16 protein-coding genes and 1 tRNA gene are annotated in these 18859 nt (G+C 65.2%); 14 read left to right on the top strand and 3 right to left on the bottom strand.

The genetic code is table 11. From position 1 onward, the window contains the following. The first annotated feature begins 27 nt into the window (after positions 1-27). From JQ566_RS15960 to JQ566_RS15920, 9 genes are all read left to right on the top strand, one after another. Entirely contained in the window at positions 28-1191 is a 1164-nt protein-coding gene (locus tag JQ566_RS15960) for a PspA/IM30 family protein (protein ID WP_212373357.1), read from the top strand. A 10-nt stretch (positions 1192-1201) separates the two neighbouring features. After that, on the top strand, positions 1202-1867 hold the full coding sequence (locus JQ566_RS15955; RefSeq protein WP_212373355.1) for an OB-fold-containig protein: 666 nt from the start codon (positions 1202-1204) through the stop codon (positions 1865-1867). Between the two features lie 31 nt (positions 1868-1898). Further along, positions 1899-3593: a flotillin family protein gene (locus JQ566_RS15950; RefSeq protein WP_212373352.1), complete on the top strand. Its 1695-nt coding sequence runs from the start codon at positions 1899-1901 to the stop codon at positions 3591-3593. Between the two features lie 222 nt (positions 3594-3815). Next, positions 3816-3890 (top strand) — tRNA-Asn (locus JQ566_RS15945). A gap of 212 nt (positions 3891-4102) precedes the next feature. Next, positions 4103-4282 (top strand): hypothetical protein, encoded by a 180-nt coding sequence (locus JQ566_RS15940; RefSeq protein ID WP_212373350.1) that lies wholly within the window; start codon positions 4103-4105, stop codon positions 4280-4282. Positions 4283-4421: 139 nt separating this feature from the next. Then, positions 4422-5084 carry a protein-L-isoaspartate O-methyltransferase family protein gene (locus tag JQ566_RS15935; protein ID WP_212373348.1) on the top strand — a complete coding sequence of 221 codons (663 nt, stop codon included), beginning with the start codon at positions 4422-4424 and terminating at the stop codon, positions 5082-5084. A gap of 204 nt (positions 5085-5288) precedes the next feature. Beyond that, the gene (locus JQ566_RS15930; RefSeq protein WP_212373577.1) at positions 5289-6674 is read left to right on the top strand and encodes a TolC family outer membrane protein; all 1386 of its coding nucleotides are present in this window, start codon (positions 5289-5291) and stop codon (positions 6672-6674) included. Positions 6675-6976: 302 nt separating this feature from the next. Next, complete coding sequence (locus tag JQ566_RS15925; RefSeq protein ID WP_212373346.1) at positions 6977-7732, top strand: PopZ family protein; 756 nt, start codon at positions 6977-6979, stop codon at positions 7730-7732. Between the two features lie 126 nt (positions 7733-7858). Beyond that, positions 7859-10735, top strand: coding sequence for a valine--tRNA ligase (locus tag JQ566_RS15920; RefSeq protein WP_212373345.1), 2877 nt, complete (start codon positions 7859-7861; stop codon positions 10733-10735). 14 nt (positions 10736-10749) lie between these two features. Here the strand turns inward: JQ566_RS15920 and JQ566_RS15915 are convergent, their stop codons facing one another. Beyond that, positions 10750-11352, bottom strand: coding sequence for a DNA-3-methyladenine glycosylase (locus JQ566_RS15915; RefSeq protein WP_212373344.1), 603 nt, complete (start codon positions 11350-11352; stop codon positions 10750-10752). 130 nt (positions 11353-11482) lie between these two features. Between JQ566_RS15915 and lipA the strand changes: the two genes are divergently transcribed. Next, the gene (gene lipA / locus JQ566_RS15910; RefSeq protein ID WP_212373343.1) at positions 11483-12439 is read left to right on the top strand and encodes a lipoyl synthase; all 957 of its coding nucleotides are present in this window, start codon (positions 11483-11485) and stop codon (positions 12437-12439) included. Between the two features lie 6 nt (positions 12440-12445). Further along, complete coding sequence (locus tag JQ566_RS15905; protein ID WP_212373342.1) at positions 12446-12916, top strand: type II toxin-antitoxin system RatA family toxin; 471 nt, start codon at positions 12446-12448, stop codon at positions 12914-12916. A gap of 169 nt (positions 12917-13085) precedes the next feature. On the opposite strand, the gene JQ566_RS15900 is transcribed toward JQ566_RS15905, so the two are convergent. Continuing rightward, positions 13086-13694, bottom strand: a complete 609-nt coding sequence (locus tag JQ566_RS15900) for a CinA family protein (protein ID WP_212373340.1) — start codon at positions 13692-13694, stop codon at positions 13086-13088. A gap of 3 nt (positions 13695-13697) precedes the next feature. Continuing rightward, positions 13698-14894 (bottom strand): bifunctional 2-C-methyl-D-erythritol 4-phosphate cytidylyltransferase/2-C-methyl-D-erythritol 2,4-cyclodiphosphate synthase, encoded by a 1197-nt coding sequence (locus JQ566_RS15895; RefSeq protein WP_212373338.1) that lies wholly within the window; start codon positions 14892-14894, stop codon positions 13698-13700. 277 nt (positions 14895-15171) lie between these two features. Here JQ566_RS15895 and dusB point away from each other — a divergent pair, with 277 nt between their 5' ends. The 3 genes from dusB to ntrC are packed head-to-tail and all read left to right on the top strand — an operon-like array spanning position 15172 to position 18797. Next, positions 15172-16173: a tRNA dihydrouridine synthase DusB gene (dusB, locus tag JQ566_RS15890; protein ID WP_212373575.1), complete on the top strand. Its 1002-nt coding sequence runs from the start codon at positions 15172-15174 to the stop codon at positions 16171-16173. Then, positions 16170-17345 carry a two-component system sensor histidine kinase NtrB gene (locus JQ566_RS15885; protein WP_212373336.1) on the top strand — a complete coding sequence of 392 codons (1176 nt, stop codon included), beginning with the start codon at positions 16170-16172 and terminating at the stop codon, positions 17343-17345. The genes dusB and JQ566_RS15885 overlap by 4 nt, the downstream gene beginning before the upstream one ends. 9 nt (positions 17346-17354) lie before the next feature. Next, a complete protein-coding gene (gene ntrC, locus JQ566_RS15880; protein WP_100230498.1) occupies positions 17355-18797 on the top strand; it encodes a nitrogen regulation protein NR(I) in 1443 nt (480 codons plus the stop codon). The last annotated feature ends 62 nt before the right edge of the window (positions 18798-18859 follow it).

Genomic DNA, 18859 nt, shown 5'->3' with positions numbered 1-18859 from the left:
TTCCTAAAGCACTAAAATGGTGCTTTAGTGCTTTTCATGAGCCCATCGCCCAAAAACGCTCCGTCCGCGCTGCGTTACAGGCTTGCCCCTGACCCGGCCGCCAAGGCCGCCATCGAGGCGACGTTCAGGGCTTATGACCGCATGATGGAGATCCTCGACGAGGTGGCGCGGACCCACAATGTGGGTTCCAACGTGGTCCTGCTCCATGCCCATGCCTATGAGCCGATCCGTAAGCAGACCGCGCTGCCCTCGCGGCTGGTGACGCTGGGCCTGCGCGACCGCGCCGAGTATCGCGCCGCGCAAGGGCGCCGCCTGCCGCTCGACGACAAGCTCGCCAAGATCAAGGGGCCCGCCACCATTTCGATCGCGACCGTGCAAGGGCGCTTCAGCGTGCCCTTCGACTACGCCGGCTATGCCGAAGGCTGGGGGCAGAGCGTGCCCGCGCGCCTCATCCGCACCGACGACGGTTTTGAAGTTCACTACGGCGTCACGCCGAACAGCCTGCCAGAGGAGGAGAACGCCATGGATACCATCGCTGCCGCTCCCGACAATTTCCTGTCCCGGGTCGGACGCCTGATCGCCGGGATCGCTTATGACGCGATCGAGCAGGCGGAAGGCAAGAACAAGCTGAAGGTGGTCGGACAGGCCATCCGCGAGATCGAGCGTGCCGAGAGCGAGGCGCGTGATGCGCTCGCCGCCGCGCGTGCCGAGGAATACCGCCTCAACGCGCGCCGCACCGAGATCGAGCGCGAGATGGCCGATCTCGCACCCAAGATCGAGGGCGCGATCGCCGATAGCCGCGACGATCTCGCGCGCGCCGGCATCGCGCGGCAAATGGATCTGGAGGCGCAGTTCGAGGTGCTCTCCCGTGCCATCGACGAGAACAACGAGAAGATCGAGCAATGCGTCACCTCGCTGCGCGCGGTGCTGTCGGCGCTCCAGGATGCCGAGCAGCGCCGAGCCGATCTCGAAAAGAGCGAAGCACAGGCCAGCCATCAGGCCTCGACGGCGCCCCGGAAGTCGGGCGGGGCTTCTGCAGCAGCCAAGGCCATGCGGGCGGGCAGGGCGGTGGCACGCACCACCGGCGTGCCGCAGGGCATCCCGTATTCGAGCGACATCGACGAACTGAGCGCGCTCCATCGCGACAAGGAAATTGCGGCGAGGCTCGCGCGGTTGAAGTCGCGCTCCTGAGTGCCGTGCCATGAGCGCATTGCTCGAACACGTCATGTCGCCGGAGGTCAGGCCGTTCGCGATCGCGGCGGCCATGATCGTCATCGTCGGCTCGGTCGAGGTGATCTCGATGCTGGTCGGGGCCTCCTTGAGCGAGATGCTCGGCACCAACATCGATTTCGCTCACCCCAGCGACAATGGGGTGATCAACGCCATCTCCTGGGTCAATGTCGGTGGCGTGCCGCTCTTGATCTTCCTGCTGCTGTTGCTCGGCGCCTTCTCCATCACCGGCTTCCTGATCCAGGATGTCGCGCGAATGATTGCGGGTCCCTTGCCGGCGACGGTCGCCTCGGTCGGGGCCGTCGTGGTCTCGGTTCCGCTGGTCCGCACTGCCAGCAGGGCCATCGCGCGGGTCATTCCCAAGGACGAAAGCTACGTCGTCGGCTTGGGGGATCTCGTCGGCCGCATCGGTGAGGTCGTCATCGGCCCGCTCGACCAGGGGCCGCCCGGCCGCGTCAGCGTCGCCGATGTCCACGGCAACCGCCATTTCGTCTCGGCGGTCGCGGCGCCGTCGTCGGGACCTCTGCCGCAGGGAACCATGGTCCTCCTGGTCGACCGCGATGGCACGCGCTTCGTCGCGGTGAAGGCCGACGATGAACTCAAGCCGTCCAAGCCGACTCTAACAAGCCCACTCTAAGCAGCAGTTAAGTCATTCATTGGAGAAAGTCATGTTCGACATCGCAGTCCCGGCCATGATCGGCGTCGCGCTGATCGTCGTTCTGGGGATCGTCTTCACCATTCTCTACAAGCGCGCCACCCGCGACGAGGCCTTCGTGCGCACCGGGCTAGGCGGCAAGAAGGTCGTGCTCGACGGCGGCGCCATGATCCTGCCGATCTTCCACTCCTATGCCAGCGTCAACCTGAAGACGCTGCGGCTGACCGTGGAACGCAAGGAGCGGGAATCCCTCATCACCAAGGACCGCCTGCGCGTCGACATCGTCGCCGAGTTCTATGTGCGCGTCCGCCCGGACGAGGAAAGCATCGCGCTCGCGAGCCAGACGCTGGGCGCGTTGACCAACGACGCCGAGGCGCTGCGCAACCAGGTCGAGGCGAAATTCGTCGACGGCCTGCGCTCGGTCGCCGCGACCATGAGCATCCTGGAGCTTCAGGAGAAGCGTTCGGACTTCGTCAAGCACGTGCAGTCGACTGTCGAGTCCGACGTGAAATCGAACGGGCTCGAGCTTGAATCGGTGTCGCTGACCAAGCTCGACCAGACCGACGTCAAGTTTTTCAACCCGGAGAACTTCTTCGACGCCGAAGGTCTCACCCAGCTCAAGACGGTCACGGAAACCCGCCGCCGCGATCGCAACGCCATCGTGCGCGACAACGAGGTGGCGATCGCGCAAAAGGACCTCGAGGCGCGGCAGCAGACCCTCGGGATCGAGCGGACCAAGAAGGAAGCCGAGCTCTCCCAGGAGCGCGACATTGCCAACAAGACCGCGAGCACCCGCGCCGAGGTCGCAACCGCGACGCAGACCGCACGCCTGACCGAGGAGAATGCCCGCATCGACACCGACAGGGCGGTTGCCGAGAAGGAGGCCGGCGCCAAGCAGGTCAAGGAAACCGCGGTGATCGAGTCGGACCTCGCAATCAACAAGCGCAAGACCGACGCCCAGCGCGAGATCCAGATCGCGACGCAGGAGAACGAGATCCAGATTGCGGCCAAGAGCAAGCAGACCTCGGAAGCCGTCACCGAGGCCAAGACGGCCGAAGCGCTGGCCGTCTCGGCGGAGGAAAAGGTGGTGACCGCACGCGCGGTCGAGGTCGCCGATCGCGCCCGTCTCACCCAGGTGCTGGCCGCGCGCACCGAGGCCGAGCGCAAATCGACCGAACTGATCGTCGCGGCCGAGGCCGAGAAGAAGGCCTCGCTCGACCGTGCCGAGGCCGTCAAGACGCTGGCAACGGCGGAAGCCGAATCCAACAAGATCAAGGCGGTCGGTGTCCGCAACATCGGCGAGGCGGAAGCTGCCGTCATCGCCATGAAGAACGAGGCGCAGAACAAGCTCGGCAGCAACGTGATCGATTTCGAGATCGCCAAGAAGCGGATCGAGACCATGCCGTCGGCACTGGCCGAGATGGTGAAGCCGATCGCCAACCTCAAGGACGTCCGCATCCTGCACACCGGCGGCGCGTTTGGCGGCAACGGCGCCGGCGCAGGCAATGTCGGCTTCGGCGAAGGTCTCGCCGGCGAGCTGCTCAAGGTGCATGCGCTGCGTCCGATGATCGACGAGATCCTGCGCCAGAGCGGCTTTGCGCCGGGTGACGACCCCGTCAAGGCGCTGGTCGGCGCCGTGACGGGCAAGAGCAACGGCGCGGCCGTGCCGGCGCCAGTGCCGGAGAAAACAAACGCCGCCGATCTATGAATGCCCATTCATTGCTGGGGAGAATTCGAACCGAGAAGGACAGGCGCTTGCGGCACCAAGACCACCTCGTTTCTCGCGGAATGATGTTTGGCCGACCTGGCCGGAGGAGGGGCCATTCCAGGCCCTTCCTTGCGCCGCGTTGCGGATGATGACGAATTCGTCCTTTGCAAGCGCAAGCGGCTTTGTTATACGCAGCCGCGCGCGAACGAACGGTTCGCCTTTTCCTCGGTAGCTCAGCGGTAGAGCATCCGACTGTTAATCGGATGGTCGCTGGTTCGAATCCAGCCCGGGGAGCCAAATCTTGCTAACAATTCAATGATTTGCACCCACATTCTCATGCGGCGCGCGATCTTTTTGTCGTGATCTCTAAACGCTGCATTCGCGATCCGGCGCGCAAATCGCCCTCAAACAGATGTGTGTGCGGGCGCGGTCGCGCCATGCGGGCGGCGCCAAATCGACTCAATTCACATCGAGCATGAAAGCGCCGGACAATTACGGAGCTGATTCCCATGCCAGACATCCAGGTCGACCGTTCTGTGATCGCCCCCTCGATTCTGCCGGCCGGCATTCCCGAGCTCAGCGACGACGAATGCCTCGCTTGTCTGGCGCGCGCGGTCGAGACGCCGGATTCGGCGCGGCTGGACGAGGTCGCCGCTCTGATCGGACGCCTTGCGGTCGCGATCGAATAAGGCTGATCCGCGCCTCGATCGGGGGAGGTGCGGAAGCCCGATCTATCATGGCCAACGGCCATGTTGCGTTTTGACCGAGCATGCTCCAAAGATGCCGCGAATTTCCTCCGCGGCATTGTCCGCATTGCAGGGTCCGCAAATGTCCGGTTTTTCGACCGCGCGCCTTAAAATGGTCGATGGCCAGGTGCGCACCAGTGACGTCACCGACCGCCGTATTCTCGACGCCATGCTCACGGTTCCGCGCGAGGCTTTCGTGCCGGCCGGGAGGCAGGCGCTGGCCTATCTCGACCTCGACCTCGATGTGAGCGAGGGTGGCGCCAAGCGTTTCCTGATCAAGCCGCAGCTGACCGGCAAGCTGCTTCAGGCCGCCGAAATCGGCGAGGGCGATAACGTCCTGGTCGTCGGCTGCGCCACGGGCTACCTCGCCGCGCTGACCGCCAAGCTCGCGCGGCAGGTCACTGCGACCGAATGCGATTCGGCTTTGGCCGCGAAGGCCAGGGACGCCTTCACGGCCCTGGGGCTTGCCAACGTCACCTGCAAGGCGGCGGCCTGCACCGACGGGGAACCGTCCGCCGCTCCCTATGACGTGATCGTCCTCAACGGCGCGGCCGAGGTGATGCCGGAAGCTCTGCTCGGGCAGCTGAAGGAGGGCGGGCGTCTGGTGGGGGTGTCGGCCGAATCCAGGCCGCCGCGCGCCACGATCGTGACCCGTACCCACGGTGAATTCGGCCATCGGGCGCTGTTCGATGCCGCAGCCCCGATCCTTCCCGGGCTGGAACGGGCGGCTGCCTTCGTCTTCTGACGGCCTAAAAGCCGCCCAAATCCCGTTCTGAATCAGAAGTGTGGCCGGGATGCTGCACGTGAAGAGTTTCCGCCGAGAACTACCTTGAGGTAGTTCCGTCGCGCCAATCCGCGTCCTATGTTGCGGCGGGGCAACGACTCCACTCGTAGACGTAACCCAGCTCGCGGGCACGAGCTGGGCGTTAAGATGAACGGAAATTTTGGGATGCATGGGGTGAAGCTCTTCACCGGAGCTGCGGTTTCGGTCCTGCTGCTGGCGCTGGCCGGGCCGACGCCTGCCTTGGCGGATACGATCGAGGCCGCGCTGGTGCGCGCCTATCAGAACAATCCTCAGCTCAACGCGCAGCGTGCCCAGGTGCGCTCGACTGACGAGGGCGTGCCTCAGGCTTTGTCGGGCTACCGGCCCAAGGTCAATCTGACGGCGAGCGGTGGCTATCAATATCAGGACTTGCAGAGTGGCGTGGGCACTGACTCAATCCACGGAACCAGGGTACCTCGCAGTGTCGGAGTTACCGCGACGCAGACGCTCTACAATGGCAACCAGACCGCCAACCGGACCCGCGCAGCGGAGAGCCAGGTGTCCGGTACGCGTGAAGCGCTGCGCGGTATGGATCAGAGCGTGCTGCTGAGCGCTGCAACGACCTACATGGACTATCTGCGGGATGCCGCTACGCTTGAGGTCCAGCGCAGCAACGTGCGCGTCCTCGAACAGACACTGAAGCAGACCCGTGATCGTTTCAATGTGGGCGAAGTGACGCGCACGGACGTCGCCCAATCGGAAGCGCAGTTGGCGGCCGGCAAGACGCAGGCCCTTACCGCGGAAGCAAACCTCACCACGACCCGCGCCGCCTTCCGGCGCATCATCGGCAACGATCCGACGAACTTGGCGCCGGGCTCACCGGTCGACCGTTTCCTGCCCGCGACGCTCGCTGCGGCCGTCGAACTCGGCCTCGTCGAGCATCCCAACGTCACGGCTGCCATGTACGGCATCGACGTCAATTATCTGCAGGTCAAAATCGCCGAAGGAGCATTGCTGCCGACACTTTCGGTTACGGCAACGGCCCAGCGGGCCGACGAACAGTCCTTGATTCAGCTGCGTTCGTACACCGCATCGGCGGTCGCGCAGCTCTCCGTGCCGATCTATAATGGCGGTGGTGAATATTCGCTGATCCGCCAATCCAAGGAAAACCTGGCGCAGCAGCGTCTCAATCTCGAAAACACGCGCGACCAGACTCGCGCGACCGTGGTGCAATGGTGGGGTTCGTTGCAAGCCAGCAAGGCGCAGGTGCAATCGGCGCAGGCGCAGGTGACGGCGTCCGAGATCGCGCTGAACGGCGTGCGGGAAGAAGCCAAGGCCGGTCAACGCACGACTCTCGACGTCCTCAATGCACAGCAGGCGCTGGTCAATGCGCGCGTCGCGCTGGTGACCGCACAGCACGACCGCGTCGTCGCATCGTACAACGTCCTTGCCGCCGTCGGCCGTCTCGCACCGCAGGTGCTCGGTCTCAACACCACGGTCTACGACCCCAGCGTTCACTATCATCAGGTCCGCGACAGCTGGGCCGGCGTGCGCACGCCCGACGGGCGCTGATTCCCGCAATCAACCGGTCGACCTCGCGAACAGCCGAGGTCGACCGGCGCTTTGCTTGCAATCACCAAAATCCCTGACATAGCCTTGCCAAGATGATGCGGATCGATTCGCCCCGCGTTGTCGTATTTGCGTATCGCTTGAGTGCCGGGGGCAGGGGCGCACCGCTGCACGTTGAGCCGTGATCTGGGGACAAGTCGGGCTGCCGCGACGAAAATCACGGGCCTCCCGTCCGGAACCGGCCAATCCTGTCGTGCTTGGTGTAAAACAACGCATGCGAGGGCGTTGATGATGTGGAGTCGGAGATGACGCAGCCTGCAAAGGTCACAGAACCCTCCATGGAGGAGATTCTGGCCTCGATCCGGCGCATCATTGCCGACGATGAGGCAAAGCCCCCGCCGGCAGAGGCCGCCAAGCCCGAGAAGGCTGCGGCGCCGAAGCCGCAGGCCATGAACGACATTCCGCCATCCAAGGTCGCTCCCGCAAAACCTGCCGCCGAGAAGCCTGCGCCGCCAGCTGCGAAGCCGGCGCCGCCGCCATCCGCGCCTGCGGCGGACGCATCCAACAGCCAGGACGATATCGACGCGCTGCTGGCGGGACTCGACGCGGCCACGCCTGCGCCCGAGGCCCGCGCTCCAGAGCCAGAGCCGGAGCTGGAGCCGGAGCCCGACGTGCTCGAACTGACGGACGAGATGGCGGTGGATCCGACGCCGCCTCCACCGCCACCAAGCTTCCGCAAGGTCGAGCCGCGCGACGATCTGGAATTCGCCGAATCGCCCCCACCGCGTCCTACGCCGCCGTCCTACGCGCCGGTGGACTTTGACGCCCCGCCGCTGCCGCCGCAGCAGCCGATACTGGCGCAATCGACGGTCTCCGCGGTGGAATCCGCCTTCAACTCCCTGGCCCATACGGTGCTCAGCAGCAATGCACGGACGCTGGAGGACCTGGTCAAGGAGATGCTGCGGCCGATGCTGAAGTCCTGGCTCGACGACAACCTGCCGGGCCTCGTTGAACGCATCGTGAAGGCCGAAATCGAGCGGGTCTCGCGCGGCGGCCGTTAGGAAGGGCCGTCCGGCCCCGATAAAGCCCTGCTCCTGCGTCATATTCGGGCCTGCGACCCAGGCCGGAGTGCCTGCCGTTGAGCTTCCCGTTGACTTGACCCGCGCGCGCGGCTTTCTAGCAGCCCCATGATCGAGAAAAATTACCAGCCCGCCGATATCGAAACCCGCATGTCCGTCGTTTGGGAGGACAGCCTTGCCTTCAAGGCCGGCCGCCCCGACCGCCGTGATGCTGTGCCCTTCACCATCGTGATCCCGCCGCCGAACGTGACGGGCTCGCTGCACATGGGGCACGCCCTCAACAACACCCTGCAGGACATTCTCTGCCGGTTCGAGCGCATGCGCGGCCGCGACGTGCTGTGGCAGCCCGGCACCGACCATGCCGGCATCGCCACCCAGATGGTGGTCGAGCGGCAGCTGATGGAGCGTCAGCAGCCCGGCCGCCGCGAGATGGGCCGCGAGAAATTTCTGGAGCGGGTCTGGCAGTGGAAGGCCGAGAGCGGCGACACCATCATCAACCAGCTCAAGCGGCTCGGCGCGTCCTGCGACTGGTCGCGCGAGCGCTTTACCATGGACGAGGGCCTGTCGAAGGCCGTCGTCAAGGTGTTCGTCGAGCTGCACCGCGAGGGCCTGATCTACAAGGACAAGCGGTTGGTGAACTGGGACACCAAGCTCTTGACCGCGATCTCCGATCTCGAAGTGCAGCAGACCGAGGTCAAGGGTAGCCTCTGGTATCTGCGCTATCCGATCGAGGGCAAGACCTTCAGCCCCGAGGATCCCTCGAGCTTCATCGTCGTCGCGACCACGCGCCCCGAGACCATGCTCGGCGATACCGGCGTGGCCGTGCATCCCGAGGATGAGCGCTATCAAAAGCTGATCGGCAAGAACGTCATCCTGCCGCTGGTCGGCCGCAAGATCCAGATCGTCGCCGACGACTATTCCGATCCGGAGAAAGGCTCGGGCGCGGTGAAGGTGACGCCGGCGCACGACTTCAACGACTTCGAGGTCGGCAATCGTCACGGCCTGCGCCGAATCAGCGTTATCGACAGGGAGGGCTGTCTCGATCTGCTCGACAACGAGGACTATCTGCACGACCTCCCCGAAGGCGCTGCGCAATTCGCCGAGGAGTTTCACAAGGTCGACCGCTTCGCGGCGCGCAAGCGCATCGTCGAGCGGCTGGAATCGTTCGGCTTCGTCGAGCGGATCGAGCCGCACACGCACATGGTGCCGCACGGCGATCGTTCCGGCACGGTGATCGAGCCGTATCTGACCGACCAGTGGTATGTCGACGCCAAGACGCTGGCCAAGCCTGCGATCGCGGCGGTGCGTTCGGGCGAAACCAATTTCGTGCCGAAGAACTGGGAAAAGACCTATTTCGACTGGATGGAGAACATCCAGCCCTGGTGCATCTCGCGCCAGCTGTGGTGGGGTCACCAGATCCCGGCCTGGTACGGTCCGGATGGCAAGGTGTTCGTCGCCGAGACCGAGGAGGAGGCCGTCAGCCACGCGCTCGGCTACTATGTTGAGCAGGAGGTCATCACGGTCGAGCAGGGCCGCGAGATGGCGCTCGACCGCAACAAGCGCGAAGGCTTCATCACCCGTGACGAGGACGTTCTCGACACCTGGTTCTCCTCGGCGCTGTGGCCGTTCTCGACGCTCGGCTGGCCCGACGATACGCCCGAGGTGCAGCGCTATTATCCGACCAATGCGCTGGTGACCGGCTTCGACATCATCTTCTTCTGGGTCGCCCGCATGATGATGATGGGCCTGCACTTCATGAAGGAGGTGCCGTTCTCGACCGTCTACATCCACGCCCTCGTCCGCGACGAGAAGGGCGCCAAGATGTCGAAGTCGAAGGGCAACGTCATTGATCCCTTGCATCTGATCGACGAATACGGCGCCGACGCGCTGCGCTTCACGCTGGCCGCGATGGCGGCGCAGGGCCGCGACATCAAGCTCGCCACCAGCCGCGTCGAGGGTTACCGCAATTTCGCGACCAAGCTCTGGAACGCGTGTCGGTTCGCCGAGATGAACCATTGCGCCGTGCCTGAAGGCTTCGAGCCGGCGAAGGCGAAGGAGACATTGAACCGCTGGATCGCGCATGAAAGCGCGCACACCACGCGCGAGGTGACCGAGGCGATCGAGGCCTATCGCTTCAACGATGCCGCAGGCGCCATCTATCGCTTCGTCTGGAATGTTTATTGCGACTGGTATGTCGAGCTCGCAAAACCCGTGCTGCTTGGGCCGGACAGCCCGGCCAAGGACGAAACCCGTGCCATGGTGGCCTGGGCACGCGACGAGATCCTGAAGCTGCTGCATCCCTTCATGCCCTTCATCACCGAAGAGCTGTGGGAGGTGACGGCCAAACGCGACGGCCTGCTCGCGCTGGCGCCGTGGCCGCTGAAGCCGGCTCAGCCTTCACCGGAGCAGCTCGCGATGCTCGCCGCAGCCGCCGGGCCGATCGATCCGCTGATCTCGCCGGCGCTGGTCATGCCGATCTTCGACCATGCCGATTTCACCGATCCCAAGGCGGAAGCCGAGATCGGCTGGGTCATCGATCTCGTGACGCAGATCCGCTCGGTGCGCGCCGAGATGAACATTCCGCCGTCGACTCTGACGGCGTTGGTGCTCGCGGGCGCCTCGGCCGAGACCAGAGAGCGCGCGCCGCGCTGGACCGATGTCATCAAGCGCATGGCGCGGCTGTCGGACATCTCCTTCGCCGACCGCGCGCCCGACGGCGCGGTTCAGCTTTTGGTGCGCGGCGAGGTGGCTGCGCTGCCGCTGAAGGGCGTGATCGACGTCGCCGCCGAACGCACGCGCCTCGACAAGGAGATCGGCAAGGCCGACGCCGACATCAAGCGCGCCGAATCCAAGCTGGCCAACGAGAAGTTCGTCGCCAACGCGGCCGAGGAGGTCGTCGAGGAGGAGCGCGAAAAGCGCGAGGCCGCGCTGGCGCGCAAGGCCAAGCTGCTCGAGGCGCTGGAGCGACTGAAGCAGGCCTCGTAAGTCGAATCTCGGGCCTATTTCGGAAACGGCTTGCTGAGGAATTTCGAGCCCCTGACGCCATAGCGCCAGGGCAGCTCCACCGCCTTGGTGATGCCGATGCGAATGCCGGTTGCGACCTCCACATCCTCCGTCCGCGCATGCAGCGCGATCGGCGGCCGGTCCAGCGGCAGCGCGTTGTGCGCGATGGTGATGCCGAGCGCCTCCGTCAGCTTGCCCGGGCCTGAGCACAGCGCATGCACGTCCTGCAGATGCCTGCGTCGGCGCATCGCGGCGAGGCCGTGCGTCGGCTGCAGCGCGCGGATCAGCACGGCGCTGGCCGAGCCTTCCTCCTCGCAGACGAAGTTCACGCACCAGTGGATTCCGTAGGAACGGTAGACATAGGCATAGCCGGGCGGGCCGAACATCACCTGGTTCCGCGGCGTCTGGCCATTGTAGGAGTGTGCGGCCGGGTCGGTATGGTGATAGGCCTCGACCTCGACGATGATCCCGCCGACGCCGTCGACGAGCATGGTGGCGCCGATCAGGTCGGGAGCGACCTCATGGACGCTGCGGCCGAAAAAGGTCCGCTTCAGCGGCTTGCCGAGCCGTGGTGTGGAAGGTTTCGAGATTGGAGCCATTCGAGGAGAGAATCGCCTGAGAACAGAGCAAGATATTGCCCATATCTGCCATGTTCCCTGAAGCGGTGCGAGCCGGGTTGCGATGCTTGCCCAGACCGACTAGGTAGGACCTGAACAGACCGGACACCCCATGGTCGTTATTGTCGATACCATCTCGAACCCACTGCGCCCGCGCCACCCCGAAAAGGTGAACCGGCCCGATTCCGCTTCGCCGCCGAAGCCGGACTGGATCCGCGTGCGCGCGCCGAATACCCGCGGCTATGCCGACACCCGCAACATCGTACGGTCCAACGGCCTGCATACGGTGTGCGAGGAGGCGGGCTGCCCGAACATCGGCGAGTGCTGGGACAAGAAGCACGCGACCTTCATGATCATGGGTGACACCTGCACCCGGGCCTGCGCCTTCTGCAACGTCAAGACCGGCCTGCCGAATGCGCTGGATGCGGCCGAGCCGCAGAACGTCGCCGAGGCCGTGGCGAAGCTGGGCCTCGCCCACGTCGTCATCACCTCCGTCGACCGTGACGACCTCGCTGACGGCGGCGCCGAGCACTTTGCCCAGACCATCCGCGCCATCCGCGCTGCGTGCCCCTCGACCACGATCGAGATCCTGACGCCCGACTTCCTGCGCAAGGAGGGGGCACTCGAAATCGTCGTCGCGGCGAAGCCGGACGTGTTCAACCACAATCTCGAGACCGTGCCGTCGCGCTATCTCACGGTGCGGCCAGGCGCGCGCTATTTCCACTCGATCAGGCTGTTGCAGCGGGTCAAGGAACTCGATCCCACCATCTTCACCAAGTCCGGCATCATGGTCGGCCTCGGCGAGGAGCGCCACGAGGTGCAGCAGGTGATGGACGATCTGCGCTCGGCCGACGTCGACTTCCTGACCATCGGGCAATATCTGCAGCCGACCCGCAAGCATCACGCGGTGATGCGCTACGTGCCGCCGGACGAGTTCTCGTCCTACGAAAAGATCGCCTACACCAAGGGCTTCCTGATGGTGTCGGCAAGCCCGCTCACCCGCTCGTCGCATCATGCCGGCGAGGATTTCGCGAGACTGAAGGCTGCGCGGGCAGCTCACGCCCGCTGACGTACCATGCATCGAGTTTCGAGCAAGCACCGTGTCAACCACAGCGCGTCCGAGATGTTTGATCTGGTCGCCGATGTCGAGCGCTACCCGGAATTCGTGCCGCTGTGCAGCGCGCTGAAGGTGCGCCAGCGCATGGCGAAGCCCGACGGCACCGAGGTGCTGGTCGCCGACATGACGGTGTCGTTCAAGCTGGTCAAGGAATCCTTCACCAGCCGCGTGACGCTCGACCGCGCCAATCTGAAAATCCTGGTCGAATATCTGCAAGGTCCGTTCCGGAATCTGGAAAACCGCTGGACGTTCGAGCCCAAGGGCGAGGGCGTCTGCGACGTCGGCTTCTTCCTCGCCTACGAATTCAAGAGCCGCATGCTGGCGATGCTGATGGGCTCGATGTTCGACGCCGCCTTCGCGCGGTTCTCGACCGCGTTCGAGAAGCGGGCGGATGCGATCTACGGCCGGCCGAAGCTGGCGCCGACGTAATTTTACGACCAAGGCACACTCTCTCCGCCGTCATTGCGAGGAGCCCTTGCGACGAAGCAATCCAGAATCCCTCCGCAGAGAGACTCTGGATTGCTTCGCTCGCAATGACAGTGAGGCTTTACTGCCGGTGTTCCGGGTATCGCTTCGCTCACCCGCGCTACGGGACCATTCAGCCCCGCGGCGAACGGGGCGGCCTGCGTTTCACCGCATGCCGGCGCGGCGAGCGGGTCACGCGCGGGCGCAGGCGGCTCGCGACGGCACGTTGCGGCTTGGCTGCGACTTGCGGCCCGCGGGCCAGATCCATCAGCATGCGCAGCGCCTCGACCACGGAGCGGGCGCGAACTGCGCTGCGGCCGATTGCGCCGAAGCGGTGCTCGCGATGGATGATGCGGCCATCGCGCGCGGCGGCGGCGAAGTGCACGAGACCGACCGGCTTGCCGGGCGTGGCGCCGCCGGGGCCGGCGATGCCGGTGATGGCGACGGCGAGATCGACATCGGCACGCTCCAGCGCGCCGATCGCCATCGCGGTCGCCGTCTCCTTGCTGACGGCGCCGAAATTGGCGAGCGTGCTCGCCTCGACCCCAAGCATCGCGCGCTTGGCGTCGTTGGAATAGGTGACGAAGCCGCGGTCGATGACGTCAGAGGAGCCGGGGATGTCGGTCAGCGCGCCGGCAACGAGGCCGCCGGTGCAGGATTCAGCGGTCGCGATCGTCAGCTTGCGCATCCGGCACAAATCCAGCAGCGAGCGGGAGAGGGCGCGTGCGTCGCTGCCGCCCATGGCCTAGGCGCTCCAAGTCTTTTCGTTAAATGGAAGGCGGATGGTGGCGCTCGCGGTGGCCGCGATGCCTTCCTCGCGGCCGGTGAAGCCGAGCCGCTCGCTGGTGGTTGCCTTCACCGCCACGCGCGAGATGTCGACGCCGGAAATCTCCGCGATGCGCGCGCGCATGGTGTCGCGCAAGGGACCGATCTTCGGCCGCTCGCAGATCAGCGTCACCTCGAGATTGGCGACGCGGCCGCCACGCGCCGTGACGCGCTCGATGGCGTATTTCAGGAACTGGTCGGAGGAGGCGCCCTTCCACTTCGCATCGCTCGGCGGAAAGTGCGAGCCGATGTCGCCGTCGGCGAGCGCGCCGAGGATGGCATCGACCAGCGCATGCAAGCCGACATCGCCGTCGGAATGGGCCAGGAAACCCTTGGTGTGCGGCACGCGCACGCCGCAGATCATGACATGGTCGCCTTCGCCGAAGGCGTGCACGTCGTAGCCGGTTCCGGTCCTGATGTCGCCGAGCTGAGCGGCCAGGCGCGCTTCCTCGCGCACGAAATCCTCGGGAGTGGTGAGCTTCATATTGGCAACATCGCCTTCAAAGGTTGCGACCGTCAATCCCGCCCATTCGGCAATCGCGGCATCGTCGGTGAAATCCGAGCGTCCGTCCTTTGCCGCGCGACGATGCGCCTCGAGGATGACGTCGAAACGAAAGGATTGCGGCGTCTGTGCGATTCGCAAGGAAGCGCGGTCCGGCGTGTCTTCGACGTTGCCGCTTTCGCCGGTGACCTTGATGGTGTCGGTGACGGGAACGGTGGGGATCGCAGCACCAGTTCGGCTCGCCGCCTCGATCGCGCGCGAGATCACGCCTTCGGAGACGAAGGGGCGTGCGGCGTCGTGGATCAGCACGATGTCCGGCTTGTGCTTCGCCAGCGCTTCGAGGCCGGCGAGCACCGAGGCCTGCCGCGTCGCGCCGCCATTGGTCGGCGGCTCGTGCTCGAGCCCTGCGACCGCTGCGGTGAATATGGCGCTGTCGTCGGGGTTCACCACCGGCTGCACCGCGAACACATCAGCGTGGCGGCTGAAGGCTTCCATGGCGCGGTAGATCACAGGCACACCACCGATCTCGCGATATTGCTTCGGCCCGCCGGCGCCGGCGCGCAGGCCGCGTCCGGCCGCCACGAGGACGACAGCGGTGCGTTGTGATTTCGCCATAGGACTCAAATACTCAGTTGCTAATGAAAGAGCAGGGGGTGATTTGCCGGCATGCCTCTAGCACGGCAAGCCCGCAAAAAAAGGGGGTTTCCCCGGATTGTGGGAAACAGCATTTTGCTGCACTGCACTTGAAAGATTTGCAGAACTGTCTAAACTGTAGGCATGACGCTTGACTGCACAAGAATTGTGCGCAAGATAGATCATGGCAGGCGCGATGAGGCCCTGCCTAGTCAACGAGACCCCCGTGACCGGCTCGGCAATATCCGGCTCTAAGCCGTTGAAAATTGGCGATATTGATGTCGCCACCCCGGTCTTCCTGGCACCGATGTCGGGGGTGACTGACTCGCCCGTTCGCCGGCTGGCCGCCGAGCTTGGGGCCGGACTCGTCGTGTCCGAAATGACCGCGAGCGATGAGCTCGCCAATGGCCAGCGGATGTCCCGGTTGCGCTGCGAAGCCACCGGCATCGGCCCCCATGTGGTCCAGCTCGCCGGCTGCGAGACGCACTGGATGGCCGAAGGTGCCCGGATCGCCGAAGCCGAAGGCGCCGACATCATCGACATCAACATGGGCTGTCCCGCCCGCCACGTCACCGGCGGCCAGTCCGGCTCGGCCTTGATGCGCGACCTCGACCATGCGGTCAGCCTTATCGATGCGACGATCGCGGCGGTGAAGGTGCCAGTGACGCTGAAGATGCGGCTCGGCTGGGACGACCGCACGCGCAACGCGCCAGAGCTGGCGCGGCGCGCGGAGGCCGCCGGGGTCAAGCTCGTCACCGTTCATGGCCGCACCCGCTGCCAGTTCTACAAGGGTGAGGCCGATTGGGATGCGATCCGCGCCGTGCGCGAGGCCAGCTCCATTCCGCTCGTCGTCAACGGCGACATCACGTCCTACGAGAAGGCGCTCGCGGCATTGGAGGCCTCAGGCGCCGACGCCGTGATGATCGGCCGCGGTGCGCAGGGCCAGCCCTGGCTGCCCGGTCAGATCGGCCGCCGCCTGCAGGGCGGGGCTGAGGAAGCTGTGCCATCGCTCGAGACGCAGCTGCATTATGTCCGCACGCTCTATGATGGCGTCTGCGCGCTCTATGGTCTGCGCATCGGATTGAGGCATGCCCGCAAGCATCTGGGCTGGGCGCTTGATGTCGCAGCGCAGGTGAGCCGTGCGCCGGCCGAGAAGCTGAAATCCTGGCGCCAGAAGATCCTGGTCTCGGAGGATCCGCGCCTCGTTCACAATTCACTGCAAGACGCCTTCGACGACTTCGCATGGAGCGCTGCTGCATGAGCTCAGCCGCTGAACATCGTCGGCAGCTTCAGTCCGACAGCGACGCAATCCTGGATGCCTTGCCCAATCCCGTGCTCATGATCGGGCCGGACGGCAAGATCGTCGCCGCCAATATCGCGACCGAAGCCTTCTTCGAGATCTCGACGCAGTTCCTGAAGCGGCAATCGTTGAAGGAGCTGGTGCCGTTCGGCAGCCCCTTGCTGGCGCTGATCGACCAGGTGCGCTCGTCGAACTCGCCGGTCAACGAATACAAGGTCGATCTCGGCACGCCGCGCATGGGCGGCGACCGCCAGGTCGATCTGCACGTGGCCCCGCTCACCGAGCGGCCCGGCCATATCGTGGTGATGCTGCAGGAGCGCACCATCGCCGACAAGATGGATCGCCAGCTCACCCATCGCAGCGCAGCGCGCTCGGTGATAGCGCTAGCAGCGATGCTCGCGCACGAAATCAAGAATCCGCTTTCGGGCATTCGCGGCGCGGCGCAGCTCTTGGAGCAGCAGGCCTCGTCCGAGGACCGCATGCTGACGCGCCTGATCTGCGACGAGGCCGACCGCATCGTGACGCTGGTCGACCGCATGGAGGTGTTCGGCGACGAACGTCCCGTGGTGCGCGGCCCCGTCAACATCCATTCGGTGCTCGACCACGTGAAGCGGCTGGCGCAGTCGGGCTTTGCCCGCAACATCCGCTTCATCGAGGACTACGATCCCTCGTTGCCGCCGGTGCTGGCGAACCAGGATCAGCTGATTCAGGTGTTCCTCAATCTCGTGAAGAATGCCGCCGAAGCCCTGATCGACGTGCCCGATGCCGAGATCCAGCTCACCACCGCGTTCCGCCCCGGCGTGCGCCTGTCAGTCCCCGGTCAAAAATCCCGGGTATCCCTGCCGCTCGAATTCTGCGTGAGGGACAACGGGCCTGGCGTGCCCGACGATCTGCTGCCCAACCTGTTCGACCCGTTCGTGACCACCAAGCAGACCGGCTCGGGTCTCGGCCTGGCGCTGGTCGCCAAGATCGTCGGCGATCACGGGGGCATCATCGAATGCGAATCTCAGCCGCGCAAGACCACCTTCCGCGTGCTGATGCCGATGTATTCCACGTCGGTGAAACATGCCGATCAAAGCAGTCGCGACGGCTCTGCCGGGAAGTCGTCGCCTGCGTCACAGGGGGCAAAATGAGGATCAACGATGCCCGCAGGTAGCATTCTTGTAGCCGATGACGATACCGCCATCCGCACCGTTCTCAATCAGGCACTGTCACGCGCCGGTTACGAAGTGCGGCTGACCGGCAATGCCGCAACGTTGTGGCGCTGGGTCAGCCAGGGCGAGGGCGATCTCGTCATCACCGACGTGGTGATGCCGGACGAAAACGCCTTCGACCTGTTGCCGCGGATCAAGAAGATGCGGCCGAATCTGCCCGTCATCGTCATGAGCGCGCAGAACACGTTCATGACGGCGATCCGCGCCTCCGAGCGCGGGGCTTACGAATATCTGCCAAAACCCTTCGACCTCAAGGAGCTGATCGCCATCGTCGGCCGCGCGCTTGCCGAGCCGAAGGAGCGGTCCTCGACGCCGGACGAAGACGCCGAGATGGAGGCGATCCCGCTGGTCGGCCGTTCGCCGGCGATGCAGGAAATCTACCGCGTGCTGGCGCGCCTGATGCAGACCGACCTCACCGTGATGATCACGGGCGAGTCCGGCACCGGCAAGGAACTGGTGGCGCGGGCGCTGCACGATTACGGCAAGCGCCGCAACGGCCCGTTCGTCGCCGTCAACATGGCGGCGATCCCGCGCGATCTCATCGAGTCCGAACTGTTCGGTCACGAGCGCGGTGCCTTCACCGGCGCCAACACCCGCGCCTCCGGCCGGTTCGAGCAGGCCGAGGGCGGCACGCTGTTCCTGGACGAGATCGGCGACATGCCGATGGAGGCGCAGACCCGCCTGCTGCGCGTCCTTCAGCAGGGCGAATACACGACGGTCGGCGGCCGCACCCCGATCAAGACCGACGTGCGTATCGTCGCGGCCTCGAACAAGGACCTGCGCGTCCTGATCCAGCAGGGCCTGTTCCGCGAGGATCTGTTCTTCCGCCTCAACGTCGTCCCCTTAAGGCTGCCGCCCTTGCGCGAGCGCATCGAGGACCTGCCCGATCTCGTGCGTCACTTCTTCACGCTGGCCGAGAAGGACGGCCTGCCGCCGAAAAAGCTGGATGCGCTGGCGCTGGAGCGGCTGAAGCAGCATCGCTGGCCCGGCAACGTACGCGAGCTGGAAAATCTCGCCCGGCGCCTCGCCGCGCTCTATCCGCAGGATGTGATCACGGCCTCCGTCATCGACGGCGAGCTCGCGCCGCCCTCGGTCAGTCCGGGCGCCGCGGTCCAGCAGGGCGTCGACAATCTCGGCGGCGCCGTGGAGGCGTATCTGTCCTCGCACTTCCAGGGCTTTCCGAACGGTGTGCCGCCGCCCGGCCTCTATCACCGCATCCTCAAGGAGATCGAGGTGCCGCTGCTCACGGCCGCGCTCGCCGCCACCCGTGGCAACCAGATCCGCGCCGCCGACCTGCTCGGCCTCAACCGCAACACGCTGCGGAAGAAGATCCGGGATCTCGATATCCAGGTGTATCGGAGCGGGGGATAGTCTTTCGAAGCGGACAGTGGCTCAGCTCCCCCTACCAAGGCAGAGCTGAGCCTGTCCGGATC

Source organism: Bradyrhizobium sp. SZCCT0231 (assembly GCF_018130245.1).
GTDB lineage: Bacteria > Pseudomonadota > Alphaproteobacteria > Rhizobiales > Xanthobacteraceae > Bradyrhizobium > Bradyrhizobium japonicum_F.
The sequence above is the reverse complement of the archived record's forward strand: the minus strand, read 5'-3'. Positions and strand labels throughout refer to the sequence as shown.

What these genes read in the sequence shown, in the direction of transcription:
- ntrC (WP_100230498.1), top strand. Translation starts at nt 17,355, where the DNA reads ATGCCCGCAGGTAGCATTCTTGTAGCCGATGACGATACCGCCATCCGC.
- JQ566_RS15895 (WP_212373338.1), bottom strand. Translation starts at nt 14,894, where the DNA reads ATGGCGAAATCACAACGCACCGCTGTCGTCCTCGTGGCGGCCGGACGC.
- JQ566_RS15905 (WP_212373342.1), top strand. Translation starts at nt 12,446, where the DNA reads ATGCATCGAGTTTCGAGCAAGCACCGTGTCAACCACAGCGCGTCCGAG.
- lipA (WP_212373343.1), top strand. Translation starts at nt 11,483, where the DNA reads ATGGTCGTTATTGTCGATACCATCTCGAACCCACTGCGCCCGCGCCAC.
- JQ566_RS15930 (WP_212373577.1), top strand. Translation starts at nt 5,289, where the DNA reads ATGCATGGGGTGAAGCTCTTCACCGGAGCTGCGGTTTCGGTCCTGCTG.
- JQ566_RS15885 (WP_212373336.1), top strand. Translation starts at nt 16,170, where the DNA reads ATGAGCTCAGCCGCTGAACATCGTCGGCAGCTTCAGTCCGACAGCGAC.
- JQ566_RS15950 (WP_212373352.1), top strand. Translation starts at nt 1,899, where the DNA reads ATGTTCGACATCGCAGTCCCGGCCATGATCGGCGTCGCGCTGATCGTC.
- JQ566_RS15925 (WP_212373346.1), top strand. Translation starts at nt 6,977, where the DNA reads ATGACGCAGCCTGCAAAGGTCACAGAACCCTCCATGGAGGAGATTCTG.
- JQ566_RS15920 (WP_212373345.1), top strand. Translation starts at nt 7,859, where the DNA reads ATGATCGAGAAAAATTACCAGCCCGCCGATATCGAAACCCGCATGTCC.
- JQ566_RS15955 (WP_212373355.1), top strand. Translation starts at nt 1,202, where the DNA reads ATGAGCGCATTGCTCGAACACGTCATGTCGCCGGAGGTCAGGCCGTTC.
- JQ566_RS15900 (WP_212373340.1), bottom strand. Translation starts at nt 13,694, where the DNA reads ATGGGCGGCAGCGACGCACGCGCCCTCTCCCGCTCGCTGCTGGATTTG.
- JQ566_RS15940 (WP_212373350.1), top strand. Translation starts at nt 4,103, where the DNA reads ATGCCAGACATCCAGGTCGACCGTTCTGTGATCGCCCCCTCGATTCTG.
- JQ566_RS15935 (WP_212373348.1), top strand. Translation starts at nt 4,422, where the DNA reads ATGTCCGGTTTTTCGACCGCGCGCCTTAAAATGGTCGATGGCCAGGTG.
- JQ566_RS15915 (WP_212373344.1), bottom strand. Translation starts at nt 11,352, where the DNA reads ATGGCTCCAATCTCGAAACCTTCCACACCACGGCTCGGCAAGCCGCTG.